At 39.9% G+C, this 24,063-nt stretch carries 20 protein-coding genes, 2 tRNA genes, 3 rRNA genes and 1 pseudogene; 10 read left to right on the top strand and 16 right to left on the bottom strand.

What is annotated here, in order from left to right:
* Positions 1–69: 69 nt before the first annotated feature.
* Together QSG86_RS01825 and QSG86_RS01820 are read right to left on the bottom strand one after the other, a co-directional pair.
* The gene (locus tag QSG86_RS01825; protein WP_317029944.1) at positions 70–990 is read right to left on the bottom strand and encodes a mechanosensitive ion channel family protein; all 921 of its coding nucleotides are present in this window, start codon (positions 988–990) and stop codon (positions 70–72) included.
* Positions 991–1,004: 14 nt separating this feature from the next.
* Positions 1,005–1,826 (bottom strand): hypothetical protein, encoded by an 822-nt coding sequence (locus QSG86_RS01820; protein WP_410487435.1) that lies wholly within the window; start codon positions 1,824–1,826, stop codon positions 1,005–1,007.
* 100 nt (positions 1,827–1,926) lie between these two features.
* On the opposite strand from QSG86_RS01820, the gene gspE reads away from it, so the two are divergent.
* On the top strand, positions 1,927–3,420 hold the full coding sequence (gene gspE / locus QSG86_RS01815; RefSeq protein ID WP_317029942.1) for a type II secretion system ATPase GspE: 1,494 nt from the start codon (positions 1,927–1,929) through the stop codon (positions 3,418–3,420).
* A 142-nt stretch (positions 3,421–3,562) separates the two neighbouring features.
* Here gspE and QSG86_RS01810 read toward each other — a convergent pair whose 3' ends face one another.
* From QSG86_RS01810 to QSG86_RS01790, 5 genes are all read right to left on the bottom strand, one after another.
* The gene (locus QSG86_RS01810) at positions 3,563–3,955 is read right to left on the bottom strand and encodes a DUF4951 domain-containing protein (protein WP_317032636.1); all 393 of its coding nucleotides are present in this window, start codon (positions 3,953–3,955) and stop codon (positions 3,563–3,565) included.
* 136 nt (positions 3,956–4,091) lie between these two features.
* A complete protein-coding gene (locus tag QSG86_RS01805) occupies positions 4,092–4,916 on the bottom strand; it encodes a carbon-nitrogen hydrolase family protein (RefSeq protein ID WP_317029941.1) in 825 nt (274 codons plus the stop codon).
* A gap of 25 nt (positions 4,917–4,941) precedes the next feature.
* The gene (gene gigB, locus QSG86_RS01800; RefSeq protein WP_317029940.1) at positions 4,942–5,463 is read right to left on the bottom strand and encodes an anti-anti-sigma factor GigB; all 522 of its coding nucleotides are present in this window, start codon (positions 5,461–5,463) and stop codon (positions 4,942–4,944) included.
* Between the two features lie 112 nt (positions 5,464–5,575).
* Positions 5,576–6,544 carry an RsbU family protein phosphatase GigA gene (gigA, locus tag QSG86_RS01795; RefSeq protein ID WP_317029939.1) on the bottom strand — a complete coding sequence of 323 codons (969 nt, stop codon included), beginning with the start codon at positions 6,542–6,544 and terminating at the stop codon, positions 5,576–5,578.
* Positions 6,545–6,669: 125 nt separating this feature from the next.
* Positions 6,670–7,548 (bottom strand): VacJ family lipoprotein, encoded by an 879-nt coding sequence (locus QSG86_RS01790; RefSeq protein WP_317029938.1) that lies wholly within the window; start codon positions 7,546–7,548, stop codon positions 6,670–6,672.
* 564 nt (positions 7,549–8,112) lie between these two features.
* Here QSG86_RS01790 and QSG86_RS01785 point away from each other — a divergent pair.
* The 5 genes from QSG86_RS01785 (at position 8,113) to rrf (ending at position 13,729) form a co-directional block, all read left to right on the top strand.
* Positions 8,113–9,651, top strand: a 16S ribosomal RNA gene (locus QSG86_RS01785).
* A 159-nt stretch (positions 9,652–9,810) separates the two neighbouring features.
* Positions 9,811–9,887 (top strand) — tRNA-Ile (locus QSG86_RS01780).
* A gap of 123 nt (positions 9,888–10,010) precedes the next feature.
* A tRNA-Ala gene (locus tag QSG86_RS01775) sits at positions 10,011–10,086 on the top strand.
* A gap of 451 nt (positions 10,087–10,537) precedes the next feature.
* Positions 10,538–13,428, top strand: a 23S ribosomal RNA gene (locus tag QSG86_RS01770).
* 186 nt (positions 13,429–13,614) lie between these two features.
* Positions 13,615–13,729: ribosomal RNA gene (rrf, locus tag QSG86_RS01765) — 5S ribosomal RNA — on the top strand.
* The 16S, 23S and 5S rRNA genes sit together here with 2 tRNA genes alongside, the layout of an rRNA operon.
* An 83-nt stretch (positions 13,730–13,812) precedes the next feature.
* On the opposite strand, the pseudogene QSG86_RS01760 reads toward rrf, so the two are convergent.
* The 6 genes and pseudogenes from QSG86_RS01760 to rplM all read right to left on the bottom strand — a co-directional run.
* Positions 13,813–13,965, bottom strand: a pseudogene (locus QSG86_RS01760) (dihydrolipoyl dehydrogenase); the annotation flags it as partial.
* Positions 13,966–14,023: 58 nt separating this feature from the next.
* Complete coding sequence (locus tag QSG86_RS01755; RefSeq protein WP_317029937.1) at positions 14,024–14,677, bottom strand: hypothetical protein; 654 nt, start codon at positions 14,675–14,677, stop codon at positions 14,024–14,026.
* A gap of 17 nt (positions 14,678–14,694) precedes the next feature.
* Positions 14,695–15,117, bottom strand: coding sequence for a ClpXP protease specificity-enhancing factor (locus QSG86_RS01750; RefSeq protein ID WP_317029936.1), 423 nt, complete (start codon positions 15,115–15,117; stop codon positions 14,695–14,697).
* A gap of 12 nt (positions 15,118–15,129) precedes the next feature.
* Complete coding sequence (locus tag QSG86_RS01745) at positions 15,130–15,780, bottom strand: glutathione S-transferase N-terminal domain-containing protein (RefSeq protein ID WP_317029935.1); 651 nt, start codon at positions 15,778–15,780, stop codon at positions 15,130–15,132.
* A gap of 304 nt (positions 15,781–16,084) precedes the next feature.
* A complete protein-coding gene (rpsI, locus tag QSG86_RS01740; protein ID WP_317029934.1) occupies positions 16,085–16,471 on the bottom strand; it encodes a 30S ribosomal protein S9 in 387 nt (128 codons plus the stop codon).
* 12 nt (positions 16,472–16,483) lie between these two features.
* Complete coding sequence (gene rplM, locus QSG86_RS01735) at positions 16,484–16,912, bottom strand: 50S ribosomal protein L13 (RefSeq protein ID WP_004695096.1); 429 nt, start codon at positions 16,910–16,912, stop codon at positions 16,484–16,486.
* 439 nt (positions 16,913–17,351) lie between these two features.
* Here rplM and pdxA point away from each other — a divergent pair, with 439 nt between their 5' ends.
* The 4 genes from pdxA to QSG86_RS01715 all read left to right on the top strand — a co-directional run bounded on the left by pdxA (position 17,352) and on the right by QSG86_RS01715 (position 21,283).
* On the top strand, positions 17,352–18,320 hold the full coding sequence (gene pdxA / locus QSG86_RS01730) for a 4-hydroxythreonine-4-phosphate dehydrogenase PdxA (protein WP_317029933.1): 969 nt from the start codon (positions 17,352–17,354) through the stop codon (positions 18,318–18,320).
* A 30-nt stretch (positions 18,321–18,350) separates the two neighbouring features.
* Complete coding sequence (gene rsmA, locus QSG86_RS01725) at positions 18,351–19,163, top strand: 16S rRNA (adenine(1518)-N(6)/adenine(1519)-N(6))-dimethyltransferase RsmA (RefSeq protein ID WP_317029932.1); 813 nt, start codon at positions 18,351–18,353, stop codon at positions 19,161–19,163.
* A gap of 4 nt (positions 19,164–19,167) precedes the next feature.
* Complete coding sequence (locus QSG86_RS01720) at positions 19,168–20,013, top strand: symmetrical bis(5'-nucleosyl)-tetraphosphatase (RefSeq protein ID WP_317029931.1); 846 nt, start codon at positions 19,168–19,170, stop codon at positions 20,011–20,013.
* A 427-nt stretch (positions 20,014–20,440) separates the two neighbouring features.
* Positions 20,441–21,283 carry a hypothetical protein gene (locus QSG86_RS01715; protein WP_317029930.1) on the top strand — a complete coding sequence of 281 codons (843 nt, stop codon included), beginning with the start codon at positions 20,441–20,443 and terminating at the stop codon, positions 21,281–21,283.
* Between the two features lie 182 nt (positions 21,284–21,465).
* Here the strand turns inward: QSG86_RS01715 and QSG86_RS01710 are convergent, their stop codons facing one another.
* The 3 genes from QSG86_RS01710 to hflX are packed head-to-tail and all read right to left on the bottom strand — an operon-like array spanning position 21,466 to position 23,878.
* Positions 21,466–22,140, bottom strand: coding sequence for an LrgB family protein (locus QSG86_RS01710; RefSeq protein ID WP_317029929.1), 675 nt, complete (start codon positions 22,138–22,140; stop codon positions 21,466–21,468).
* 10 nt (positions 22,141–22,150) lie between these two features.
* Positions 22,151–22,522 carry a hypothetical protein gene (locus tag QSG86_RS01705; protein ID WP_317032635.1) on the bottom strand — a complete coding sequence of 124 codons (372 nt, stop codon included), beginning with the start codon at positions 22,520–22,522 and terminating at the stop codon, positions 22,151–22,153.
* A gap of 36 nt (positions 22,523–22,558) precedes the next feature.
* On the bottom strand, positions 22,559–23,878 hold the full coding sequence (gene hflX, locus QSG86_RS01700; RefSeq protein ID WP_317029928.1) for a ribosome rescue GTPase HflX: 1,320 nt from the start codon (positions 23,876–23,878) through the stop codon (positions 22,559–22,561).
* Positions 23,879–24,063: the final 185 nt, after the last annotated feature.

Genomic DNA, 24,063 nt, shown 5'->3' with positions numbered 1-24,063 from the left:
TTATTTCAGGTATTTATGCCAAATACCTGAAATAATTGAATGGGATATTGTTATATTTAGGTTGGAATCTTATTCTAAATGTGTGGCACGTTTGATCTCTTTTTGATTGGCATATTGATCAATATCTTCAGCATTTAAGGCGGATCGTGGTGAATCGACGAAGCCCATTTTAGGTACAGGAATTTCGATATGATTTTCTAGAAAACCATTACGAATACGTTCATGCATCTCATCTCTCACTTGTAAAAAATTTTCTTGCTGACACCAGACCGCAAATAATAATTCAATTGAAGACTCTCTAAATGCTGTCACAGTCACTGCAGGTTTAGGATCTGACAAGACCAAAGGATATTTATTGGCGACATCAAGTAGAACTTTACGGACTTTAATAATGTCTTCATGAAAATTTATGGCTAAGGTAATCGGAATGCGCCGTATGGAAAATTTAGAAAGATTATGTACTGGGGCTCGAATCAATTGCTCATTGGGGAGGCGAATATAAATATTATCTTGCGTCAGTAATTTGACTGAGAGTAAATCGATGGAAATTACCTCACCTTCAATGGTGTGTCCACGAATGAGCGTAATTTGAATCGTGTCACCTATTGCAAAAGAACCCTCGCCAATTAAGAAAATACCACTAATTAAATTTGATGCGGATGTTTGTGATGCAAAGCCAATCGCTACCGTTAAAATACCAGCAGCACCAAGGAATACGCTGAGTTTAAAGCCAGCCTCTTTTAGGCTTGTCATTACAAAAAGTAAAAAAATGAAGTAAAAAATACCACGACGCCAAATCAGGCGTTGGTGATCATTAAATCGCGAACCAACGGTACGAATAAAGGTATTGGAAATAAAACGAGCAATTAAAAAGCCCAGACAGCATAAAATCAGTGCGGTGACAATTTCCATGAGACGTTCGGTATTAAAACTCATGAAAATACCTTTTATGCTATTCAGCAATCCTTGAGGAATACTTGAATCAGCCATTTAAAAATATTCCTTTAGAAGAATGAGTCAAACATATTGAATAAGGCACTTGCAGATTCTCTCGGAGGATGAACATAACTGACTTCACCTGCAAGTGGAGGTGTTCGATTTTCAATACGAATACGGGGGGGACGATCTGAACCTTCATGAATGACTTTAATTTGTGATGTCCAAAGTCGACCAGTACTTTGACTATAAAATAAGGGTAATGCGGGTACAGGAACATTCATACGATCAAAGCGTAACTGATAGGGACTAATATTATGAAATTCGATTGGTGTAACTGCTCTAAAAGCACGTGGTGTTAGTTGTTGTAGATCCGTTCGACCATCAACTGAGGTTGCATAACAGATTTCGCCTGTACGATGATTGGGGCCAAACCAAGTATCTTTGGGTAAAATAATGGGAAGATCAAAAATAGGTTCCTTTTGACTTTTCACAAAACCTGCGATCCATAATGGGGTACTGATATACAATGTTCCTTGTTGTCCAGCGGGAATATAAATAGGATCGACCGGTTTAATGACCACCGAGCGATTGGCGAGGCGAGGCATCAGTTCCAATGTACTTTGCGTTGTTTTAAACATATAGCGTTCAATTTTAACGGGCTGTGGGAAACCAAATTCTGGATCATCAATATTATAATATTGCTGTTCGTAGTCATATTGCACACGTGGACGATGATACTCGAGGCGCCATTCTTGTAAACTTCGTGTAATGCGAAATAGAAGAGAACCGAACTGCCAGGCTTGTGGTCTGTTGAGCTCAAATTCTTTAGTACCCCACCATTTGATCGGTGGGAGATTTGTCTCATAGTAATCATTGGGGGCAGACAATTTATTCTTCCTTCTATTCATAAAGCATCAAGCAGTCTTCATGCTGTAATATACATAATGTACATTTTAATACTACGGTGATCATTATTATAAATTTCGAATGCAAATACTGAAACAGTTACAAATTCCTTATAGTTTTGCAAAAAGACATGGTGTGTTGTTACATTATGTTGATCATCAAGTTTTTATTATTAGAAAAAATACAACGTCTTTATTGGCATTACAAGAAGTACGCCGATTTTTAGGTCAAAAAGCAGCATATAAACTGGTTGAAGAAGATGAATTTAATCAATTATTAAGTCGTGGTTTTTCTAGTGATAGTGGTGAGTCACAACAAGTTGCAGCTGGTTTGGAAGATCATCCAGATCTATTGAGTCTAGCCGATCAAGTTCCGCAAACAGAAGATCTGATGGATCAAGAAGATGATGCACCCATTGTACGACTAATTAATGCATTACTTTCCGAAGCTATTCGTGTTGCTGCATCTGATATTCATATTGAATGCTTTGAGAAAAAATTATCTGTACGTTTACGTGTTGATGGGCAGTTGCGTGAAATTGTACAGCCACGCCGTGAATTGGCGCCGTTATTGGTTTCTCGTATTAAAGTGATGGCACGTTTGGATATTGCAGAAAAACGTATTCCTCAGGATGGCCGTATTTCATTACGCTTAGCAGGGCGTGAAGTAGATGTTCGTGTTTCGACACTACCTTCCTCTTATGGTGAACGTGTTGTGATGCGTTTGCTGGATAAGCAAGCAGGACGTTTGAATATGACTCATTTGGGTTTAATGCCTCATGATTATGAAATATTAACGCAACTGGTCCATCGGCCGCACGGCATTATTTTAGTTACAGGACCAACAGGGTCTGGAAAAACCACAACGTTATATGCAGCGCTTTCAGATATCAATGATGGTTCAAAAAATATTTTGACTGCGGAAGATCCGATTGAATATCAATTAGAAGGTATTGGACAAACCCAAGTGAACAATAAAGTAAATATGACTTTTGCACGCGCATTAAAAGCCATGTTGAGACAAGATCCCGATGTTGTTATGGTGGGTGAGATCCGTGATTTAGAAACAGCAGAAATTGCGATTCAAGCTTCATTGACTGGACATTTGGTACTTTCTACTTTACATACCAATACAGCGATTGGCGCTATTACACGATTAAAAGATATGGGAATAGAGCCTTTTTTGTTGTCTAGTTCTTTAATTGGTGTTGTTGCACAGCGTTTGGTCAGGACCTTATGTACACATTGTATTACATGGGTTGATGCGACTGATTTTGAGCAAACATTATTTACTTCCATTGCTGCTGATGTAGTACGACAAGTTCCTCAAGCACAAGGATGTGAACAGTGTGCACAGAGTGGTTTTATGGGGCGAACGGCAATTTATGAAATTGTACCGATAGATGAAAAAGTACGTCGTTTAATTCATGCAAATGCAGCAGAGTTTGAATTAGAGCATTACATACGACAGCATACAGGTAGTATTCGTGAAGATGGATTAAGAAAAGTTCTTTTAGGAAAAACAACGGTGGAAGAGGTGTTACGTGTCACCAATGAATCAGTTGAGTTGTTATAAATATCAGCGCTGAAGCTCTTTAAAATGAATTCATTTAACTCTGCTATCTGCTTGATAGATAGCATTGAGTATTCATCAAGTTTATACCATTTAAAGTAAGTCACAGCGCCTAAATAAATCGAAAACTAATCAGTGAAGCAAATTACCAGAGTTGGCTAATTTTATGCATCAGTTTGGCACGTAAAGGTGCTGTTGGATTGTTTGGGTTACGCTGTGTTTCATTTTCATAAAATTGTTGCCAGCTTTGAATCATATCTAGATCGACATGCTGGGTTTTTAGCTTGTCAACATCGGCTTTAGTGATATTGTGCAAGCGTTTTTCTGCACCGTCTGGTCCAGTTCCCCAACCAATAATACCTTGACCAAAAGCAGGCAAAGAAATGTGATGAGGTGTTGCTGGAATGGCTAAACGAGGGATATCTGGATTAAGCAAAGATGGTGGTTGTCGATCAATCTTTTCGGTGTTTATGTTTGCTGCATGGCTACTTAGATTGATTAAAATCACGATGCTGCTGATGATTAAGCGTAATGACATCATAAAATCCAGAGTTCAAATTATATATTATACGTGTTAATTTTAATAAGAATCTAGGGTGTATTGATAATTATTCTCATTGTTAATTATTGAGTAAATATTGTTGATTAAGTCAACTCAGGTTTATGTTGTGTTATTACAACATGAATAAGCGTCGATGTTTAAGGAGTGGCATTGCATTACGAATAGACTGCTGTTGTTGTAGATCGCAAGAAATTGTAATGAGTCCAGCACCTTCATGATTAATAATATCAAGTAATTTCCCAGAAGGATCGGTTGCTGCGGTATGTCCCCAAGTTTGGCGTTTTGTCCCATGCCAACCTTGTTGTGCTGCACCTAATATATAACATTGACTATCTATTGCACGTGCTTGTAATAGTAATTGCCAGTGCATTTGACCTGTTGTATAGGTGAACGCTGCAGGTGCAGTTAGAATATTGGCGCCTTGTGCACGTAAATATAATGCTAACTCTGGAAAACGTAAGTCATAGCAGACCATTAAACCGATTTGTCCAAATGGTGTTTTGGCAACAACGATTTCATTTCCTGGTTCAAAAAATTTAGATTCTTGATATCCACCCACAGCATCGCCGACTTGTACATCAAATAAATGAATTTTGTCATAACGTGCTTCAGTACCTTCAGGACTAATACATAAACTGGTAGTGCGAACACGACCATCTTGAATAATCGAACCATCTGGACGAAATGGACAGGGTAAGGTTCCTGCAATGATCCATATCTGGTAGCTGTGAGCCAGCTGTTCTAACCGTTTTTGAATCACTTCAAACTGAGCAGCGATTTGTTGTTGTTTGCCAGCAGCAAAGCAAACAAAATTTTCAGGGAAGACAATTAAGCTGGCACCATTTGCTTTACTTTGCTGTATCAATGCTTCAATGACTTTGAAATTATCTTCAAGATCATTTTGGGAGTTCATTTGTGCCACAGAAAGTAAAGTCATATATGAATCTCAAGAGAAAGAGAGGTTAGCTTTGTATGCTATTCGATGTGTGTTCTAAATGGTCTTGTTCAATTTCCAACTGTTTGACCAAAGGTTCAAACATGTTTTTATTACTCTCATTGAGCTGCATCAGGGTTTTATGTGCATCAAGTACGGTACATAACATGGTATTATCGCTAATGTGTTCTTCAACTAAAGCTTTGGTGCAAACATTAGGATTGCCACAGTAGTTCAGAATCACAAAAACTTTGCTTAATCCCATGCTGTTGGCCAAGGTTGTAATATCTGGGTTCGTCGATAACATGACGGCCTGAATGTGATGAATCTGTTTCAGTTTAAGTCCAAGTTTTGCGAGTACACCTAAAACTGTACTATCAATAAATGTAGTTTGCGTTAAATCAACGATAGCGCCAACAACATTGGATTGCTGTTCAATTTTATTTAAAAGTTTGTCTAAACTAATGCAAGATTGAGCACGAACTTCGCCTATAAGCTTAAAAATGTGCGTTCCGTTCAAGCTTGCATATTCAACATGACCTGTTGACATATAAATGCCATTTTCAGAGAAGGATATAAAATTATCCCATAGCGAATGGTTAGACTCAAGTATGTGATGAGGATATATTGATTGCTTTCATTGTAAGCTATTGATTTTAAATTTAATTCATTCTTCTTAAACTTAAAATCGCAATATCATCTGCAACATGCTCTGGTGCTTGAAATGATTGATTTTGCAAATGATAGACCAATTGTTCGAATTGTTCATTTAACCCGCCATTAAAGGGTTCTAGTGCACCATCTGAACAAATAATGAAGCGTGCATGACGATTTAAAATACAATCAAATTCCTCTACTTCTAAATCTTCTGTTAGACCGAGTGGGAAGCTGCTGGTATTGAGTACTTTGGGGGGTTGATTGGGTTCAAAGATAATTGCAGGTGGATAATGTCCTGCACTTGACCAACGTAATTGATGTGTTTCTAAATTAAGAATGCCACTAATCATGGTGATATGTTTTTCAATATTTTCTTGAACTAACATGCCATTGAGCTTTTTGATTAATTCTCTTGGTGTTTTAGAGCGCCCATGAAAAGCGGCCATCCAAGAGGTTAGTAAGCTGCTGGTCACACCATGTCCGGAAACATCGGCAAGATAAAACATGATTTCTTTATCACTGATTTTCCAGTAATCAAACCAATCTCCAGATAGGTAAGCAGAAGGTTTAAATAAGGTTTCAACTTGATAATTGATTAACTCAATCGGGTTTGGAAGTAAGCGTTTTTGTAGTTCTGCTGCGGAAGGTAAATCGCGACTATCTTGGTTTCTTTTATATTGTGCATCAATTTTAGCTAATGCTAACGCAGGATTTTCAGGTAAATGGTTCCATAGCCAGCCTGCTAAGGCTCCTTGTTCCCATGCTTGTGCTAAGGCGGCACCTTCTTGATCAAACGCAAGTACAATCGTTGCTAAATTCCATTGATAAGTTAAAAAATCTTGTACATCGGCAATTGCAATGATGGTTGGGTCATATAGGCCAATATCTTCGATGTTAATCATTTGCACACTTGGTAGTGTGTTTATCACTTGATTTAGATGAGGAATATCTCGTGTGGGGCGAATGAAATACATAAAAGAATAATTTGAGCCTGAATAGTAAATTATGCCTGTAATATAACAATTACAAAACACTTAGGGGAAGATAATAACTGTCCCTAAGTGTAAATGTATCAAATTGTTTAAGGCGATCATGTGATTTAATGGATTGAATGACTATGATCTTCATCCTCTATTGAATCGTCTGTATCATCAATAAAGTTAATAGAATCTGTATCTAATCCTTTTTTCTCAGCGATCACAAAGGTTTTACGTTGTAGATAAATATCTCGTAATGCTGAATAACGATCGCCTTGTAATGCACTTTCTAAATCTAGATATTGTGAACGTGCATTAATTCCTCTACCGGCTTGATCTGACCAATATGCTGTTGCGTGATCATCAAGTAAGTATTCTTGTGGACGTCCAACACTATCTACTGCTAAACCAAAACCATCTCGCAGGGTACTTGGACCATAAATAGGTAATACAATATAAGGTCCAGATGGTACGCCATAATAACCCAGTGTTGTGCCGAAGCTTTCACTTTCGTTGTCTAACCCTAGATGTTGGGCAGGATCTGCAAATCCTAATGTGGTTAATGTATTTAGTGTAAAGCGTCCGAGTGTTTTGACTGCACGTAATGGGCGACCTTGAATTAATTGGTTAACTGCATTCCATGGTTCACTGAGGTTAACCCGAAAAGCATTATAAGAGCCACGAACATCATTGGGTACTTTTTCCTTATATTGCACGGCAATCGGGCGAATGATGTTACGATCTAAAACATCGTTGAAATCGTAAATTTTACGATTTAATGGTTCAAGTGGGTCTTTTACTTCATCAGGTTGTGCAGCATTGGCATCAACTTTAAAGTCTTTAAACTTTAGTTGTTTTAAATTTTTGAGAGAGTTATCTGAATTATAATTATAAATATCTGTAGAGGATGTTGCCGTAGAACCTAAGGTATCCTCTGCGTAAACAGAAATAGAAAATAAGGCACAAAAAGAGCTTAGTACAATTAAATTTTTATGATCCATACATGTAATCCCAGTACTTTAGGTCTAAAGCATTAGATGTGAAAGTGATATATACATAATAGCAGTAAATAGCACTGATAAAAATTAAATCAAAAAAACATATTATTTCATCAATATAAGTGAATTTGATTAAAAAAAGAACGTCTAGATAATATTTTTATGAAAAGGGCTTGTGTTCGATGTGAAATACTGTAGAATGCACATCCATCGGCGGTGATGTTAAATAAAACTTCTGATAAATCAATAAGTTGCTTAAGTGTTAAGATTCTGATTAGGGTTTTGAGTTTAAGGTTAAACTTAGATTTGTTAGAAAATAAATTAACAAAACCAGTTGACTTTTCTACCGAAGAGCGTAATATAGCCGACCTAGCTTGCTGGTGACGAACCAACAAGAAGATCATTAAGAAATTATGAAGAACAACTTGTGTGGATTTTTACTGATTGATTGATCGAAATATTATCATTGATTGATTGGTTTAAATTACTCGAAGTTTATTTGAGAGAATTTGTCAGAAAATTGATGAGCCAGATTTAGTAGCTTAGATTAAAGCTACAAAATGATTTTAACTGAAGAGTTTGATCATGGCTCAGATTGAACGCTGGCGGCAGGCTTAACACATGCAAGTCGAGCGGGGAAAGGTAGCTTGCTACTGGACCTAGCGGCGGACGGGTGAGTAATACTTAGGAATCTGCCTATTAGTGGGGGACAACATTCCGAAAGGGATGCTAATACCGCATACGTCCTACGGGAGAAAGCAGGGGATCACTTGTGACCTTGCGCTAATAGATGAGCCTAAGTCAGATTAGCTAGTTGGTGGGGTAAAAGCCTACCAAGGCGACGATCTGTAGCGGGTCTGAGAGGATGATCCGCCACACTGGGACTGAGACACGGCCCAGACTCCTACGGGAGGCAGCAGTGGGGAATATTGGACAATGGGGGGAACCCTGATCCAGCCATGCCGCGTGTGTGAAGAAGGCCTTTTGGTTGTAAAGCACTTTAAGCGAGGAGGAGGGTACCTTGGTTAATAACCAAGAGTACTGGACGTTACTCGCAGAATAAGCACCGGCTAACTCTGTGCCAGCAGCCGCGGTAATACAGAGGGTGCGAGCGTTAATCGGATTTACTGGGCGTAAAGCGTGCGTAGGCGGCTTTTTAAGTCGGATGTGAAATCCCCGAGCTTAACTTGGGAATTGCATTCGATACTGGGAAGCTAGAGTATGGGAGAGGATGGTAGAATTCCAGGTGTAGCGGTGAAATGCGTAGAGATCTGGAGGAATACCGATGGCGAAGGCAGCCATCTGGCCTAATACTGACGCTGAGGTACGAAAGCATGGGGAGCAAACAGGATTAGATACCCTGGTAGTCCATGCCGTAAACGATGTCTACTAGCCGTTGGGGCCTTTGAGGCTTTAGTGGCGCAGCTAACGCGATAAGTAGACCGCCTGGGGAGTACGGTCGCAAGACTAAAACTCAAATGAATTGACGGGGGCCCGCACAAGCGGTGGAGCATGTGGTTTAATTCGATGCAACGCGAAGAACCTTACCTGGTCTTGACATAGTAAGAACTTTCCAGAGATGGATTGGTGCCTTCGGGAACTTACATACAGGTGCTGCATGGCTGTCGTCAGCTCGTGTCGTGAGATGTTGGGTTAAGTCCCGCAACGAGCGCAACCCTTTTCCTTATTTGCCAGCACTTCGGGTGGGAACTTTAAGGATACTGCCAGTGACAAACTGGAGGAAGGCGGGGACGACGTCAAGTCATCATGGCCCTTACGACCAGGGCTACACACGTGCTACAATGGTCGGTACAAAGGGTTGCTACCTCGCGAGAGGATGCTAATCTCAAAAAGCCGATCGTAGTCCGGATTGGAGTCTGCAACTCGACTCCATGAAGTCGGAATCGCTAGTAATCGCGGATCAGAATGCCGCGGTGAATACGTTCCCGGGCCTTGTACACACCGCCCGTCACACCATGGGAGTTTGTTGCACCAGAAGTAGGTAGTCTAACCGCAAGGAGGACGCTTACCACGGTGTGGCCGATGACTGGGGTGAAGTCGTAACAAGGTAGCCGTAGGGGAACCTGCGGCTGGATCACCTCCTTAACGAAAGATTGACGATTGGTAAGAATCCACAACAAGTTGTTCTTCATGCAATATATCTTAAAGATAAAACAGAGTAATTGATTTGTCTTTGTAAGCAGATACTACGCATAAGCGAAGCTTATTTGTCTTGCAAAAAAAGCAGTGCTTTGATTTTTCTCAGGGTCTGTAGCTCAGTTGGTTAGAGCACACGCTTGATAAGCGTGGGGTCACAAGTTCAAGTCTTGTCAGACCCACCATGAACAAGACTTAAAGTGCTACTTTAAGGCGAAGTGCAAGACAAACGAACGAAAGTGAGTGCTTAGTGTATGGGTTCAAGGATTCTGAGTGAAAAGAAACAAGATATATTGAGATCTTAAGCTGGGGACTTAGCTTAGTTGGTAGAGCGCCTGCTTTGCACGCAGGAGGTCAGGAGTTCGACTCTCCTAGTCTCCACCAAATTTTAAGATAAGAAAAGCAACGCTTTTCCTTAAAATTTAAGCAAACAGCTATGCTGTGCGCAGGATTTAAGAACTAAATTGCTTAGCGTTACTCTGAGTGTTTAGACTTTAATCGAACGAAAGCTAGATTATAGAGCTTAGTGATAAAGCATTGTAAAATGCATTGTTATTAATCTCTGTGATTTATCACAGTTTACTACGTGCTGACGAGGCAGTAGTTAATCATTAACAGAATATATTTGAGTTGAAATAATTTTTTCATACTCGTTTTAGTTAACCTAACAAGCAATTGTTGATGTTAAATGAAATGAGTTACTAGCGATTAAACTGAATCAAGCGTTTTGGTATATGAATCTAATTGAAGCTGTATAGTGATTAAGTTCACAAAGCTCTAAACTGTAATGTTGGTTGTTCTACTTGTAGGAACAAACGACTGTTTGGGGTTGTATAGTCAAGTAATTAAGTGCATGTGGTGGATGCCTTGGCAGTCAGAGGCGATGAAAGACGTAATAGCCTGCGATAAGCTCCGGGGAGGCGGCAAATATCCTGTGATCCGGAGATTTCTGAATGGGGAAACCCACTTACCATAAGGTAGGTATTGCAACATGAATACATAGTGTTGCAAGGCAAACGAGGGGAAGTGAAACATCTCAGTACCCTTAGGAAAAGAAATCAATTGAGATTCCCTCAGTAGCGGCGAGCGAACGGGGAACAGCCCATTAAGTTATGTGTGTTTTAGTGGAATGCTCTGGGAAGTGCAACCGTAGTGGGTGATAGTCCTGTACACGAAAGGGCACACATAATGATGACGAGTAGGGCGAGGCACGTGAAACCTTGTCTGAATATGGGGGGACCATCCTCCAAGGCTAAATACTCCTGACTGACCGATAGTGAACCAGTACCGTGAGGGAAAGGCGAAAAGAACCCCTGTGAGGGGAGTGAAATAGATCCTGAAACCGCATGCATACAAGCAGTGGGAGCCGACTTGTTCGGTGACTGCGTACCTTTTGTATAATGGGTCAGCGACTTACATTCAGTAGCAAGGTTAACCGTATAGGGGAGCCGTAGGGAAACCGAGTCTTAATAGGGCGTTTAGTTGCTGGGTGTAGACCCGAAACCAGGTGATCTATCCATGAGCAGGTTGAAGGTTGGGTAACACTAACTGGAGGACCGAACCCACTGTCGTTGAAAAGCCAGGGGATGACTTGTGGATAGGGGTGAAAGGCTAATCAAACTTGGTGATAGCTGGTTCTCCCCGAAAGCTATTTAGGTAGCGCCTCGGACGAATACCATTGGGGGTAGAGCACTGTTTCGGCTAGGGGGTCATCCCGACTTACCAAACCGATGCAAACTCCGAATACCAATGAGTACTATCCGGGAGACAGACTGCGGGTGCTAACGTCCGTAGTCAAGAGGAAAACAATCCAGACCGCCAGCTAAGGCCCCAAAATTATAGTTAAGTGGGAAACGATGTGGGAAGGCATAGACAGCTAGGAGGTTGGCTTAGAAGCAGCCACCCTTTAAAGAAAGCGTAATAGCTCACTAGTCGAGTCGGCCTGCGCGGAAGATGTAACGGGGCTAAAACTATATGCCGAAGCTGCGGATGTATACTTTGTATACGTGGTAGGGGAGCGTTCTGTAAGCCGATGAAGGTGGATTGAGAAGTCTGCTGGAGGTATCAGAAGTGCGAATGCTGACGTGAGTAACGACAAAACGGGTGAAAAACCCGTTCGCTGAAAGACCAAGGGTTCCAGTCCAACGTTAATCGGGGCTGGGTGAGTCGACCCCTAAGGCGAGGCCGAGAGGCGTAGTCGATGGGAAATTGGTTAATATTCCAATACTTCTGTGTAATGCGATGAGAGGACGGAGAAAGTTAAGTCAGCCTGGCGTTGGTTGTCCAGGTGAAAGGATGTAGGCATGTATCTTAGGCAAATCCGGGGTACTCTATGCTGAGATCTGATAGCAAGCGAGTTTACTCGCAAAGTGGCTGATACTATGCTTCCAGGAAAAGTCTCTAAGCTTCAGTTACACAGGAATCGTACCCGAAACCGACACAGGTGGTCAGGTCGAGTAGACCAAAGCGCTTGAGAGAACTCTGCTGAAGGAACTAGGCAAAATGGTACCGTAACTTCGGGAGAAGGTACGCTGCTGTCGGTGATGGAACTTGCTTCCTGAGCTGATGGCAGCCACAGAAACCAGGCCCCTGCAACTGTTTATTAAAAACATAGCACTCTGCAAACACGAAAGTGGACGTATAGGGTGTGATGCCTGCCCGGTGCTGGAAGGTTAATTGATGGGGTTAGCGTAAGCGAAGCTCTTGATCGAAGCCCCAGTAAACGGCGGCCGTAACTATAACGGTCCTAAGGTAGCGAAATTCCTTGTCGGGTAAGTTCCGACCTGCACGAATGGCATAATGATGGGGGCGCTGTCTCCAGCAGAGGCTCAGTGAAATCGAAATCGCCGTGAAGATGCGGTGTACCCGCGGCTAGACGGAAAGACCCCGTGAACCTTTACTGCAGCTTGACATTGAACTTTGATCTTACTTGTGTAGGATAGGTGGGAGGCTTTGAAACCGAGACGCTAGTTTCGGTGGAGCCAATCTTGAAATACCACCCTGGTAATATTGAGGTTCTAACTCTGTCCCGTAATCCGGGACGAGGACCATGTCTGGTGGGTAGTTTGACTGGGGCGGTCTCCTCCTAAAGAGTAACGGAGGAGTACGAAGGTGCGCTCAGCGTGGTCGGAAATCACGCGTAGAGTATAAAGGCAAAAGCGCGCTTAACTGCGAGACCCACAAGTCGAGCAGGTACGAAAGTAGGTCTTAGTGATCCGGTGGTTCTGTATGGAAGGGCCATCGCTCAACGGATAAAAGGTACTCTGGGGATAACAGGCTGATACCGCCCAAGAGTTCATATCGACGGCGGTGTTTGGCACCTCGATGTCGGCTCATCTCATCCTGGGGCTGAAGCAGGTCCCAAGGGTATGGCTGTTCGCCATTTAAAGAGGTACGCGAGCTGGGTTTAGAACGTCGTGAGACAGTTCGGTCCCTATCTACCGTGGGCGCTGGAAATTTGAGAGGATCTGCTCCTAGTACGAGAGGACCAGAGTGGACGAACCTCTGGTGTACCGGTTGTGACGCCAGTCGCATCGCCGGGTAGCTATGTTCGGAAGGGATAACCGCTGAAAGCATCTAAGCGGGAAGCCTACCTCAAGATAAGATTTCCCTTGGACTTTATGTCCTCTAAAGAGCCGTTGAAGACTACGACGTTGATAGGTTGGATGTGGAAGCATGGTGACATGTGAAGCTGACCAATACTAATTGCTCGTGAGGCTTGACTATACAACACCCAAACAGTTGTATATAAAGCATCAATCGATTCATAAAACATCATCTAACGATGAAAATACTTGATTTAGTATCGCTGATCGAACATCATATCCAACTCAGATATAATCTCTGTTAATAACTCATTTGGTAGAAAACTTAGCAATAGGTAAGTCTAAGCAAGTATCCATAAACAGTTGTGCTGGCGACAATAGCAAGAGTGAACCACCTGATCCCTTCCCGAACTCAGAAGTGAAACCTCTTCGCGCTGATGGTAGTGTGGCGTTAGCCATGTGAGAGTAAGTCATCGCCAGCTCATTATTCGAAAATCCCTCAAGCAGTCGCTTGGGGGATTTTTTTTTGGTTTTATTTTTAAAAAACCGCAGCATGGCGGTTTCTTTAAATATTATTTTTAAGTTGCCTTCTAGCATGTTTTAAGGCTGTTCTAAGCCCTTCTTCAAGGGTGGGATGGTAGAAAGGTTGTATCAAGAGTTGCTCTAGGGTTGCATCTGTGCTGATCATCCATGCCAGTAAATGTGCCAGATGTGCTGTCTTTCGAAAGACAATAAAACAACATGAAAAAGCCGCATAAATGCGGCTTTAACGTAAATTAGGCAAGCACTGTGCACAGCGCATCAATCAGAATCCATAAGATTGCTAAAGCAACAATAGGTTCAAGTATTTTGGCCCATGTTGGTTCTTTAATGCTGCCGACTTCATCTTCTGCTGCTTGGATATGAGATTGATCTTGTGTCATCATCTTATTAAATTCCTGTACTGTATTTGCGAGTGATTGCTCTTCTGAGAGAGTGGCTTTAGACCCTTTAAGTTCGACAAGGCGATTCGTGATCCAGACCCAATCTTCAGCTTGACCAGACAAATGTTCTACTTGACCAGACAAGAGCTCTGCGATGCCATTTTTACCTAAATGACCTGTTTCATCAAGTTGTTTAAGTTCAATAAGCTGTAAGGAAAAGATTTCAGCAATTACTTGCTCTAATTCAGTTTTAGCTAGGGTGGATTGATTACTACCTGCGGTAGTTAAATGCCGTGAGATATTTTGGATATAGAGATGATCTAATTGATGAATTTCTTGATAGAGTGCAGTATCATTTTCACGCCAGAGTATCAGTAGCTTGCCGAGCGATAATGCATTAATTTCTTGAATATATTTGTTTTTTTGATCAAGTGGATAGTGATTCAAGAGTGTTGGCTTTTGAATCATAATTTGATCATTAAAATAGTGAACTAAATCAAAAGCCATTAAACATACTCCGTATATTAATCTAATAGTCTGAGCGTTGGTTTCTTCTTCGTCGTTTCATGATGCTGTTCAGAACTAGCTTCTGTTTCAGTATCATCTAAGTCTTGATATTCATCTGGATTAAAAAACAGTCCTTCTCCATTTTCACGTGCATAAATTCCAATTAATGCTTTAAAAGGAACGTAAATATCACGTGACACCCCAGCAAAACGTGCTGCGAAAGCTATGGCCTGTTTATCCATGTAAAAGTTATTAACCGCATGTGGCGCAATGTTTAGTGTAATTTGTCCATCCTGAATAAATTGTTCTGGAACGCTGATATAAGGTTGGGTTGCATCAACAATAATATACGGTGTAAGTTGGTTGTCACAAATCCAATCATAAATTGCACGAGCCAAATAAGGACGATTAGGACTTAATTTTAAACTTTGTTCTGACATAATATCACTCGTTTAATTGGAAATATATTGACCATAGCGGTTTTTTTCCTGCATGGTCAAGGATTTTACAAATGCAGGACGGGCAAAAACTCTTTGGCAGTAAAGAATAATAGGGCGACAATGTTGTACAGGTAAATTAATTTTCATTGATTTTAATCTTAAAAAAATAGGCGCTAGCATACAATCGAGTATGCTAAATTGTTCAGACATAAAATAAGGAAAATGTTGAAATAAGGGCGTTAAAGAGATAAGCGTATCCCTAAGTTGCTGTTGTGCCTTTTTTTGTGCATCAGGGTCCAAGGTATCTGGGTGACATAAAATTGTATCGGCAAGTTTAAACCAGTCTTGTTCTAAGCGCCAAATATATTGACGTTGATCAGCGCGAGGCATTGGGGCATCTGCATACAATTTATTTTGCCGATAGCGATCGTCTAAATATTCAGAAATAATAGCAGCGTTGAAGAGTTTGAGCTCATTTTCAATTAGCATTGGCAAACGGTTATATGGATTAAGACTCGCTAAATCTTCATCATCCTCTTCAACCAGAATAAGATGGTATTTAATTTGTTTTTCAGCAAGCACATAACGAATCCAATGTGAGCGAAAGTCATCTACATGACTATAAAGTGTAATTCCCTGAGCTGGAGTGCTTTCGACGGACATATTCCAATGCAATAGTGTGTGAATAAGATAGGATACTAAAAATGGCGTATAAAATCACGGATCTGTTTGTATAAATAAGACAATGGTCGATTCTAAGCTGGTTGCAACGATATCGATTGATATTTTAAGGCGACACTACTTTTATGCCATAGATCCTTTATAGCGATTTCATCAGCATTTAAATAGCGACTGTATAGTGTAAGGATGTAAGGTATTTGATTGAGTAATTTAAGATTTTATTTTTAGTTCAATATAAAAAAACCCTGGATAGACCAGGGTTTTTTGTCCAAATTCGGTAAACGAATTAACGTTTAGAGAATTGAGGACGTTTACGTGCTTTACGTAAACCAAGTTTCTTACGTTCAACTTCACGAGCATCACGAGTAACGAAACCAGCTTGACGAAGAGCAGGTTTTAATGTTTCGTCAGAAGCGATCAATGCACGAGTAATACCGTGACGGATAGCACCTGCTTGACCACCAATACCACCACCAGCAACAGTGATATAAAGATCATACTGCTCAGTAGCTTCAAGGAGTTCTAGTGGTTGACGTACGATCATACGAGCAGTTTCACGACCGAAATATTGCTCAAGAGTACGGTTGTTAATTACGAGTTTACCAGTACCAGCTGATAGGAAAACACGTGCAGTTGCGGTCTTACGGCGACCTGTACCATAGTTAGTAGCCATGTGCTGTATCCCTTAGATGTCCAAAACTTGTGGCTGTTGAGCAGCATGTGGATGCTCAGTACCAGCGTACACTTTCATTTTTTTGATCATTGCATAACCAAGAGGACCTTTTGGTAACATTCCTTTTACTGCTTTTTCTAAAACAGCTTCAGGTTTATGCGCGATTAACTTTTCAAAGTTAGTTTCGCGAATACCACCAGGGAAACCAGTATGGCGATAATATTTTTTATCAAGTGCTTTTTTACCAGTCACTTGAATTTCTTCAGCATTGATTACAACAATATAGTCGCCAGTGTCAACGTGAGGAGTATAAGATGTTTTATGCTTACCGCGTAAACGACGAGCGATTTCAGTCGCAAGGCGACCTAAAGTTTTGCCAGAAGCATCAACAACGTACCAGTCGTGTTGAACTTCAGCTGGCTTAGCGCTGAGAGTTTTCATTAAACCACTACCTATTATAGTTGGTTTGGACTATGGAATCTGTCCAAACTAAAGGAGACGAGATTCTAAACGAAAGCGTGAAGAATCACAAATGAAAAATTAAAATTTCAAGCGATATATTATATAACAAAAGCCCCTCAGCGCAAAGTATCATTAACACGATTGTGCTGGGTAGATAAAGACTCTAAGTTTGCTAAAGCGGTATGATTGAGCATAAAGTATTTGGGTGGAATTCTATTTAATTTATATTTATCAATAGTATAATGTTGAGTTATTTGTTTTTATGTTGATTTTTGGTGATTTAAAAATCAGTAGATACTTGAATAGTGGTCAAGATCAGTGAAGAAATTGTTAGACGGGTTTAAAGCTGTAATATAAAACGGAATAATAAAAACAGGTATATAATAAACTAAGCCATCTAATCAATGAGATAGACAGTATGCTTCCTTTATATGTGACCAGTGGCGAACCTGCAGGTATTGGCCCTGATATTTGTTTAAGTTTAGCTGAACGTATTGATGAAAGGCCTATCGTTGTACTGGCTGATATGACCATGTTACAAGCACGTGCTCAGCAATTAAACATGCATGTTGATTGTATTGCATTTAAAGGACAGACGGAGCCAGCAAAAAAAGGGCAGTTATATGTTGAGCATGTTCCTTTATCTGAAGATGTACAGCTTGGTGTATTAAATGTAAATAATGCTGACTATGTGATTGAGCAATTACGTCGTTCAGCAGAATATGCCATGAGCGGATACAGTGTTGGTGTCGCGACGGCACCTGTACAAAAATCAGTCATTAATGATGCAGGTATCGCATTTAGTGGGCATACAGAATATTACCAAGACTATGCCGGTGTGCCACGTGTCGTCATGATGCTGGCAACAAAAACTTTACGCGTTGCATTGGTCACGACCCATTTAGCTTTACGCGCTGTTGCTGATGCGATTACGCCACAGCGTTTGCATCAAGTAATTGATATTTTAATTGATGATTTAACTCAAAAATTTAAAATCAAACATCCTCGTATTTTAGTGTGCGGATTAAATCCACATGCGGGTGAAGGCGGGTATTTAGGTTTGGAAGAAATTGAAATAATTAATCCGGTATTGGAAAGTTATCGTGATAAAGGTATCGCGATCAGTTTGGCATTGCCAGCAGATACCTTATTTACACCAGAACATTTAAAAGATGCAGATGCTGTATTAGCAATGTATCACGATCAGGGATTACCTGTGTTAAAATCACAAGGTTTTGGCGAGGCCATTAATATTACCTTGGGCTTACCCTTTATTCGAACCTCAGTTGATCATGGTACAGCATTGTCTCTTGCAGGTACTGGACTGGCACAAAGTTCAAGCTTACATGTTGCTGTCGATTTAGCGCTCAGTTTAGCGCATCAATAATTCTGTTTTATTTACACGTTGGAAATGTCTATGTATCAAATTAATGCCTTAAACCCTAAAGATGAAGGGCATCATACACGGAAACGGTTTGGTCAAAACTTCTTACATGACCAACGTGTCATTGCAAAAATTGTACGTTCAGTAAATCCTCGTACAGGTGATAATATTGTTGAAATTGGACCTGGTCTAGCAGCATTAACTGCGCCATTGATTGGAGAGTGTGATGCCTTAACGGTATTGGAATTGGACCGTGATTTGGCAGCAGGCTTGGCCAATCGGGTTCCTTATCCTGAACGCTTAACGATTATTGAAACAGATGCGTTGAAATATGATTTCACCCAATTATTTAGCCCAGATCGTCCATTACGTGTCGTAGGTAACTTACCCTATAATATTTCGACACCATTATTATTTCATCTTTTAGCGTTTGGCGATAAGGTGAAAGACATGCATTTTATGTTGCAAAAAGAAGTTGTTGATCGAATTACTGCCGCTCCCAATAGCAAAGAATACGGCCGTTTATCGGTGATGATCCAATATTTTTGTAAACCAACTTTTTTATTTGAAGTCCCACCAGGTTCTTTTAATCCACCACCTAAAGTCACTTCTGCAGTTTTTCGTTTAGAGCCTTATCAAGAAAAACCGATTGTTGCCAAAAATGAAAAAGCATTGGCACGTCTGGTTGGGCATGTGTTTACTCAACGTCGTAAAACTTTACGTAATAGTTTAAAAGGCATGTTAGTTGAGGATGGCTTTGAAAAAGCAGGTGTTGATCCAATGGCTCGCCCAGAAACATTAACACTGGCTCAGTTTGTTGCACTCTCAGATCAAATGGTGGCATAAAGAAATGACCCGTACGATACGATATAATTATGTTATTGGTGATGTACAAGGCTGTTTTGAAGCATTAAAAGCACTACTTAAAAAAATTCAGTTTGATCCAGATCAAGACTTTATTTGGTTTGCTGGTGATTTGGTTGCACGTGGCGAAAATTCACTCGGTGCATTACGTTTTATTAAAAAATTGGTCGATGCTGGCGCTGCTGCAACTATTTTGGGGAATCATGATTTAACCTTATTAGCCTGTGCACGTGGTATTAAACAAAGCAAAGTACAAGACAATACGCGTGATGTTATTGATGCTATTGATAGTGATGAACTGATTGATTGGTTGCGTCACCAACCCTTGTGTCTTTTTCCTAACGAGCAAACGATTTTGACCCATGCGGGCATTCCTCATATATGGAATGCCCAGCAAACAGCAGAGTTTGCTCAAGAAGTTGAAGCAATTCTTGCCCATGATGATTTTCAGGTATTGGATGCATTTTTAGCTGAAATGTATGGTAAAGAACCCAGTTTATGGTCAGAGGATTTAACGGGACATGCGCGTTTACGTTGTATTACCAATTACTTGACCAGAATGCGTTTAATCAATCCTGAAGGGCGTTTAGAATTTAGTTTTAAAGATGCTCTAGATGATCCGATGCCGAAAGGTTTTCAACCGTGGTTTGAGTTTAAATCTCAAGCTGCACAAACCCATCAGGTTATATTTGGCCATTGGGCAGCATTACAAGGTCAGCGCATTTCAGATGGCATACAAAATGTGGATGGCGGCTGTGTATGGGGAAATCAATTAATCGCTTATCGATTAGAAGATCAACACAGTTTTGCAGTAGATAATCCTGTCATGTAAGCTTTAGCATCAAGTATCACGCTTATGGCTCAGTATTATGCTGAACTGATTAAAAAGTTGATCTGACTATATGTGTGACCAAAACTTGGATCATAGCGTGTTCTGTGATTGGCTGGGTGATTGTGCAGCATAAAAAATAAATGCTATTTATCTTTTTTATGCTGTTTTCATTATGATCAATTGAGTATCACTATCGTGATTTATAGAGGACTAAAATAGTCGTCATTCATGATTTTAAACATATCATATCGTATTCAACGTAATTGTCATATTGGCGCAGAAAAGTATGGTATTTAGATCAATAAAACTTTATAGTTTTGAGGATGTTGGTGGTGATCGAAACAAAAAATTTCTGAAATAAAAGAATACCACTACATAAAATAAATAATTTTAAATAAATACTATAGAATTAAAATTGGAAATAATAATGCTAAAAATAGAACAATTAAAAAATATTTATCCATTGGTTGTAACACCAAGTCATGATGGTAAATACTTTTATAACTATATCTTGTCACTACTTAATTTTCATCAAGCTGCACTACAAATTGGTATGCCGATCCAGTTTTATTTAATGCAGGGTGAAAGTTTAGTCACTCGGGCGAGAAATAATTGTGTTGCTACCTTTTTAGAAAATAAACAATGGACACACTTATTTTGGATCGATGCAGATATTGGCTTTAGCCCAGATGCTGCATTTCGATTATTACAAGCAGATTATGATATTGCCGCAGGTGTTTATCCTTTAAAACGAGATCTATGGCCTGTAGAGGGTTTACCCAAACATATGACACAAAATGAATTTATTACACATTATCAGCAATATACGGTTAATGCCTCTACCAATCAACAGGGTGAAGTTCATATTCAAATCCAAGAAGATGGTTTTATCGAAATAAACGAAGCACCTACAGGCTTTATGTTAATTAAGCGACAGGTTTTTGAAAAAATGATGCTAGCGTATCCTGAATTAAACTATGTCTCTGATTCTATTGATTATGAGAATAAAGGTTTACATTTCCGCTTTTTTGATACAATGGTTCATCCGGAATCAAAACGTTATCTTTCAGAGGATTATCATTTTTGTTATTTATGGCAACAACTTGGTGGCAAGATTTATGTCGATGCAAAGTCAAATTTATCACATCAAGGAACAAAGCTCTATCAAGGTAATTTTGCTGAATCTTTAATACATAATCTTTCAAATGCCATTCATGCAAAAGAAGGTGCACCAATGATACTTAGTGGTTTAGAACATCTGTATCTGTAAATGGCCATCTAGCTTAATCAAAATACATGTAATATCAAATTATTCATTTATAATGCTATTGGATGAGGACGTTGAAATGACCTCATCTAAGTATTATTTCGTAAGTATATTCACAATTGAATCTGTTATTGCATAAACCTGCTTGCTCTACCACGATATTCAACCGGAATGAATATTACATATCAGAGATACTGTAGATAGAGAATAAAACTGGGTAGCCAAATCGCCGTAAATACCGCATTGACTGCCATACCAAATGCTGCATAACGACCTGCTACGCTACCACGTTGCCATGCTTGTGCGGTACCAATCGCATGTGCTGCTAAACCTAACGCTAAACCTGAAGCTCTTTCATCATTAATATGTCGTAAAATAAGAGGTGAAAAGGCTGCACCAATGACGCCAGATAAAATCACAATTAAAATCACTAAACCAATAGGGGCCTGTAATAAGGTCGCAATATTAATGGCAATTGGTGTGGTGACTGCTCGTGTGGCAAATGCCATGATTTCTGGATTGGCCATATGTAGTAAATAGGCCAAGCTCATCGGTAAGGCAACTGCACTGAGGCTAGCAAACACTAAAATGGCAATCACCGCTTTTAGCGGTAAATCATCATAACGCATCGCTGCTAAAGGAATGGCTAAAGCCACAGTCACATAGCCCAATAAATGATTAAAGAGTGGATTGGTTTGTTCAACATAAGTTTGATAAGGAATGCCAAACAGAAACAGTAGGATTAAAATAAAAAACATACTAAATACAATCACAGGAATCTGTGGCAGTTTTTTATTACAAGGTTTAGAAATCAAATAGGCAATTAATGTAATCACGAAACCATATACAATCGACAGCATACTTGACCTCCTATAACCAGCGTTTTGCTATTTTGGCATATACCCAAAGTGGAATTAATGTACTGATAAAGAGTATCGCGACAAATGTTGGAATTTTTTCCCCCATATGTAATAACATAATCAGTGAGCCAGCACTGATGGGTAAAAATGCAAACGCACTTTCTTTCATAAGTTTATTGTTTGTATCGATGAGTCGAGGTGGAATATGCCCTAATTTTCGCCAAATGACCAAGACAATCAGTAAGCTCAATAGGCCTGTTAAATTACCGAGCTCAGGATAATGCAGTTGTGTCATTAACCATAAGGCACTTTCTCGAAATACCACAATTAATACAATCGTAGCAAACCATGCTGTCCAATCAATCTTTTTTACCCAATCCATGTGTTCAAATATTTTATTTATCACGTCTAGACCAATCTAATCCCTGATTTCAAACTCTTCAAGTGTTCGCTCAAATATTTTTGCTTTTTCACCGAGAATTTGATCGATGGGTAAACCTGCTTGTTGAATCAGTTGCTTAATTTTATCTGCCGACATGATGACCTGTAAATGAAGATAACCTTCTTGATCATAATATTCGCACTGAATGACATTTAGCTCATAAAATTGATGACGTAGCTTACCGTAAGCCGGTTTCAGGATAACATCAAAACTTTGGATTTGTCCCATTAAACTCTCATGGACGGCTTGACGTAATAATGATAGACCTTCTCCAGTATATGCAGAAAGGTAGACCCGTTCAGGTTGACCGGACGCGGTATAGACGATTTTTGCCTGATCATGGCTTTGATCAATTTTATTATAAACACGAATAATAGGCACATCGACACCAATTTCTTGTAATACAGTTTCAACTGCTGCAATTTGCTCAAGCATATCTGGATGACTAGCATCAATGACATGTAACAATAGTGTTGCTTCTCGTGTTTCTTCAAGGGTCGCTTTAAAGGATTCGACCAAAGCATGAGAAAGATTGCGGACAAAACCCACAGTATCTGCCAATACCAATGTGCCAATACCATCCCAAGTTAGACGTCTTAATGTTGGATCTAAGGTAGCAAAAAGTTGATCTGCGGCATAAACATCGCTATTGGCCAATACATTAAATAAAGTCGATTTGCCAGCATTGGTATAGCCTACTAATGATACTGTTGGCACGGCTGCTTTCTGGCGGGCTATACGACCTTGCATACGCGTTTGTTGTACTTTTTCTAATTTATGTTTGAGTTGTCCCATACGGATGCGTAATAAACGTCGATCTGTTTCAAGTAATGTTTCACCTGGACCACGTAAGCCAATTCCACCTTTTTGGCTATCTAAATGACCTCGATTACGAATTAAACGTGAAGATAGATGTTGTAATTGTGCCAGTTCAACTTGTAATTTACCTTCATAGGTACGTGCACGTTGGGCAAATATATCTAAAATAAGCTCAGTACGATCGACAACGCGACAGGCCATTACAGCTTCCAGATTACGAGCTTGTGCTGGACTCAGTGATTGATCAAAAATCACCAGATCAGCCTCAAGTGTTTGCACTAAAGCAGCAATTTCATCCGCCTTACCAGAGCCGACAAATAATTTTGCTTCTGGTTTGACTTTATGTACATGAAGATGCTGCAAAATTTGCGCACCAGAGGATTTTGCGAGCAGAGCAAACTCATCAGCATCTAAATCAGCTAAAATCTGTACAGATACACTGACCAAAATAACACGTTCAGCATGTACTTGTTGCATTGCATTGATCACTCAATCATTACTCCCAATGATAAGACGATGATTTTAAATCGATTGGCTTGTTTTATATCATTCACATGATTGGCGAAGATAGAGCAAACGGATGATAGAATTTTAATAACTCCAAAGATGTAGGATCATCATAAGATACATAAAATTTAATATTATAAAGTTAACATGAATAT

Origin of the sequence: Acinetobacter sp. SAAs474, assembly GCF_032823475.1 — a bacterium.
Classification (GTDB): Bacteria; Pseudomonadota; Gammaproteobacteria; order Pseudomonadales; family Moraxellaceae; genus Acinetobacter.
The sequence above is the reverse complement of the archived record's forward strand: the minus strand, read 5'-3'. Positions and strand labels throughout refer to the sequence as shown.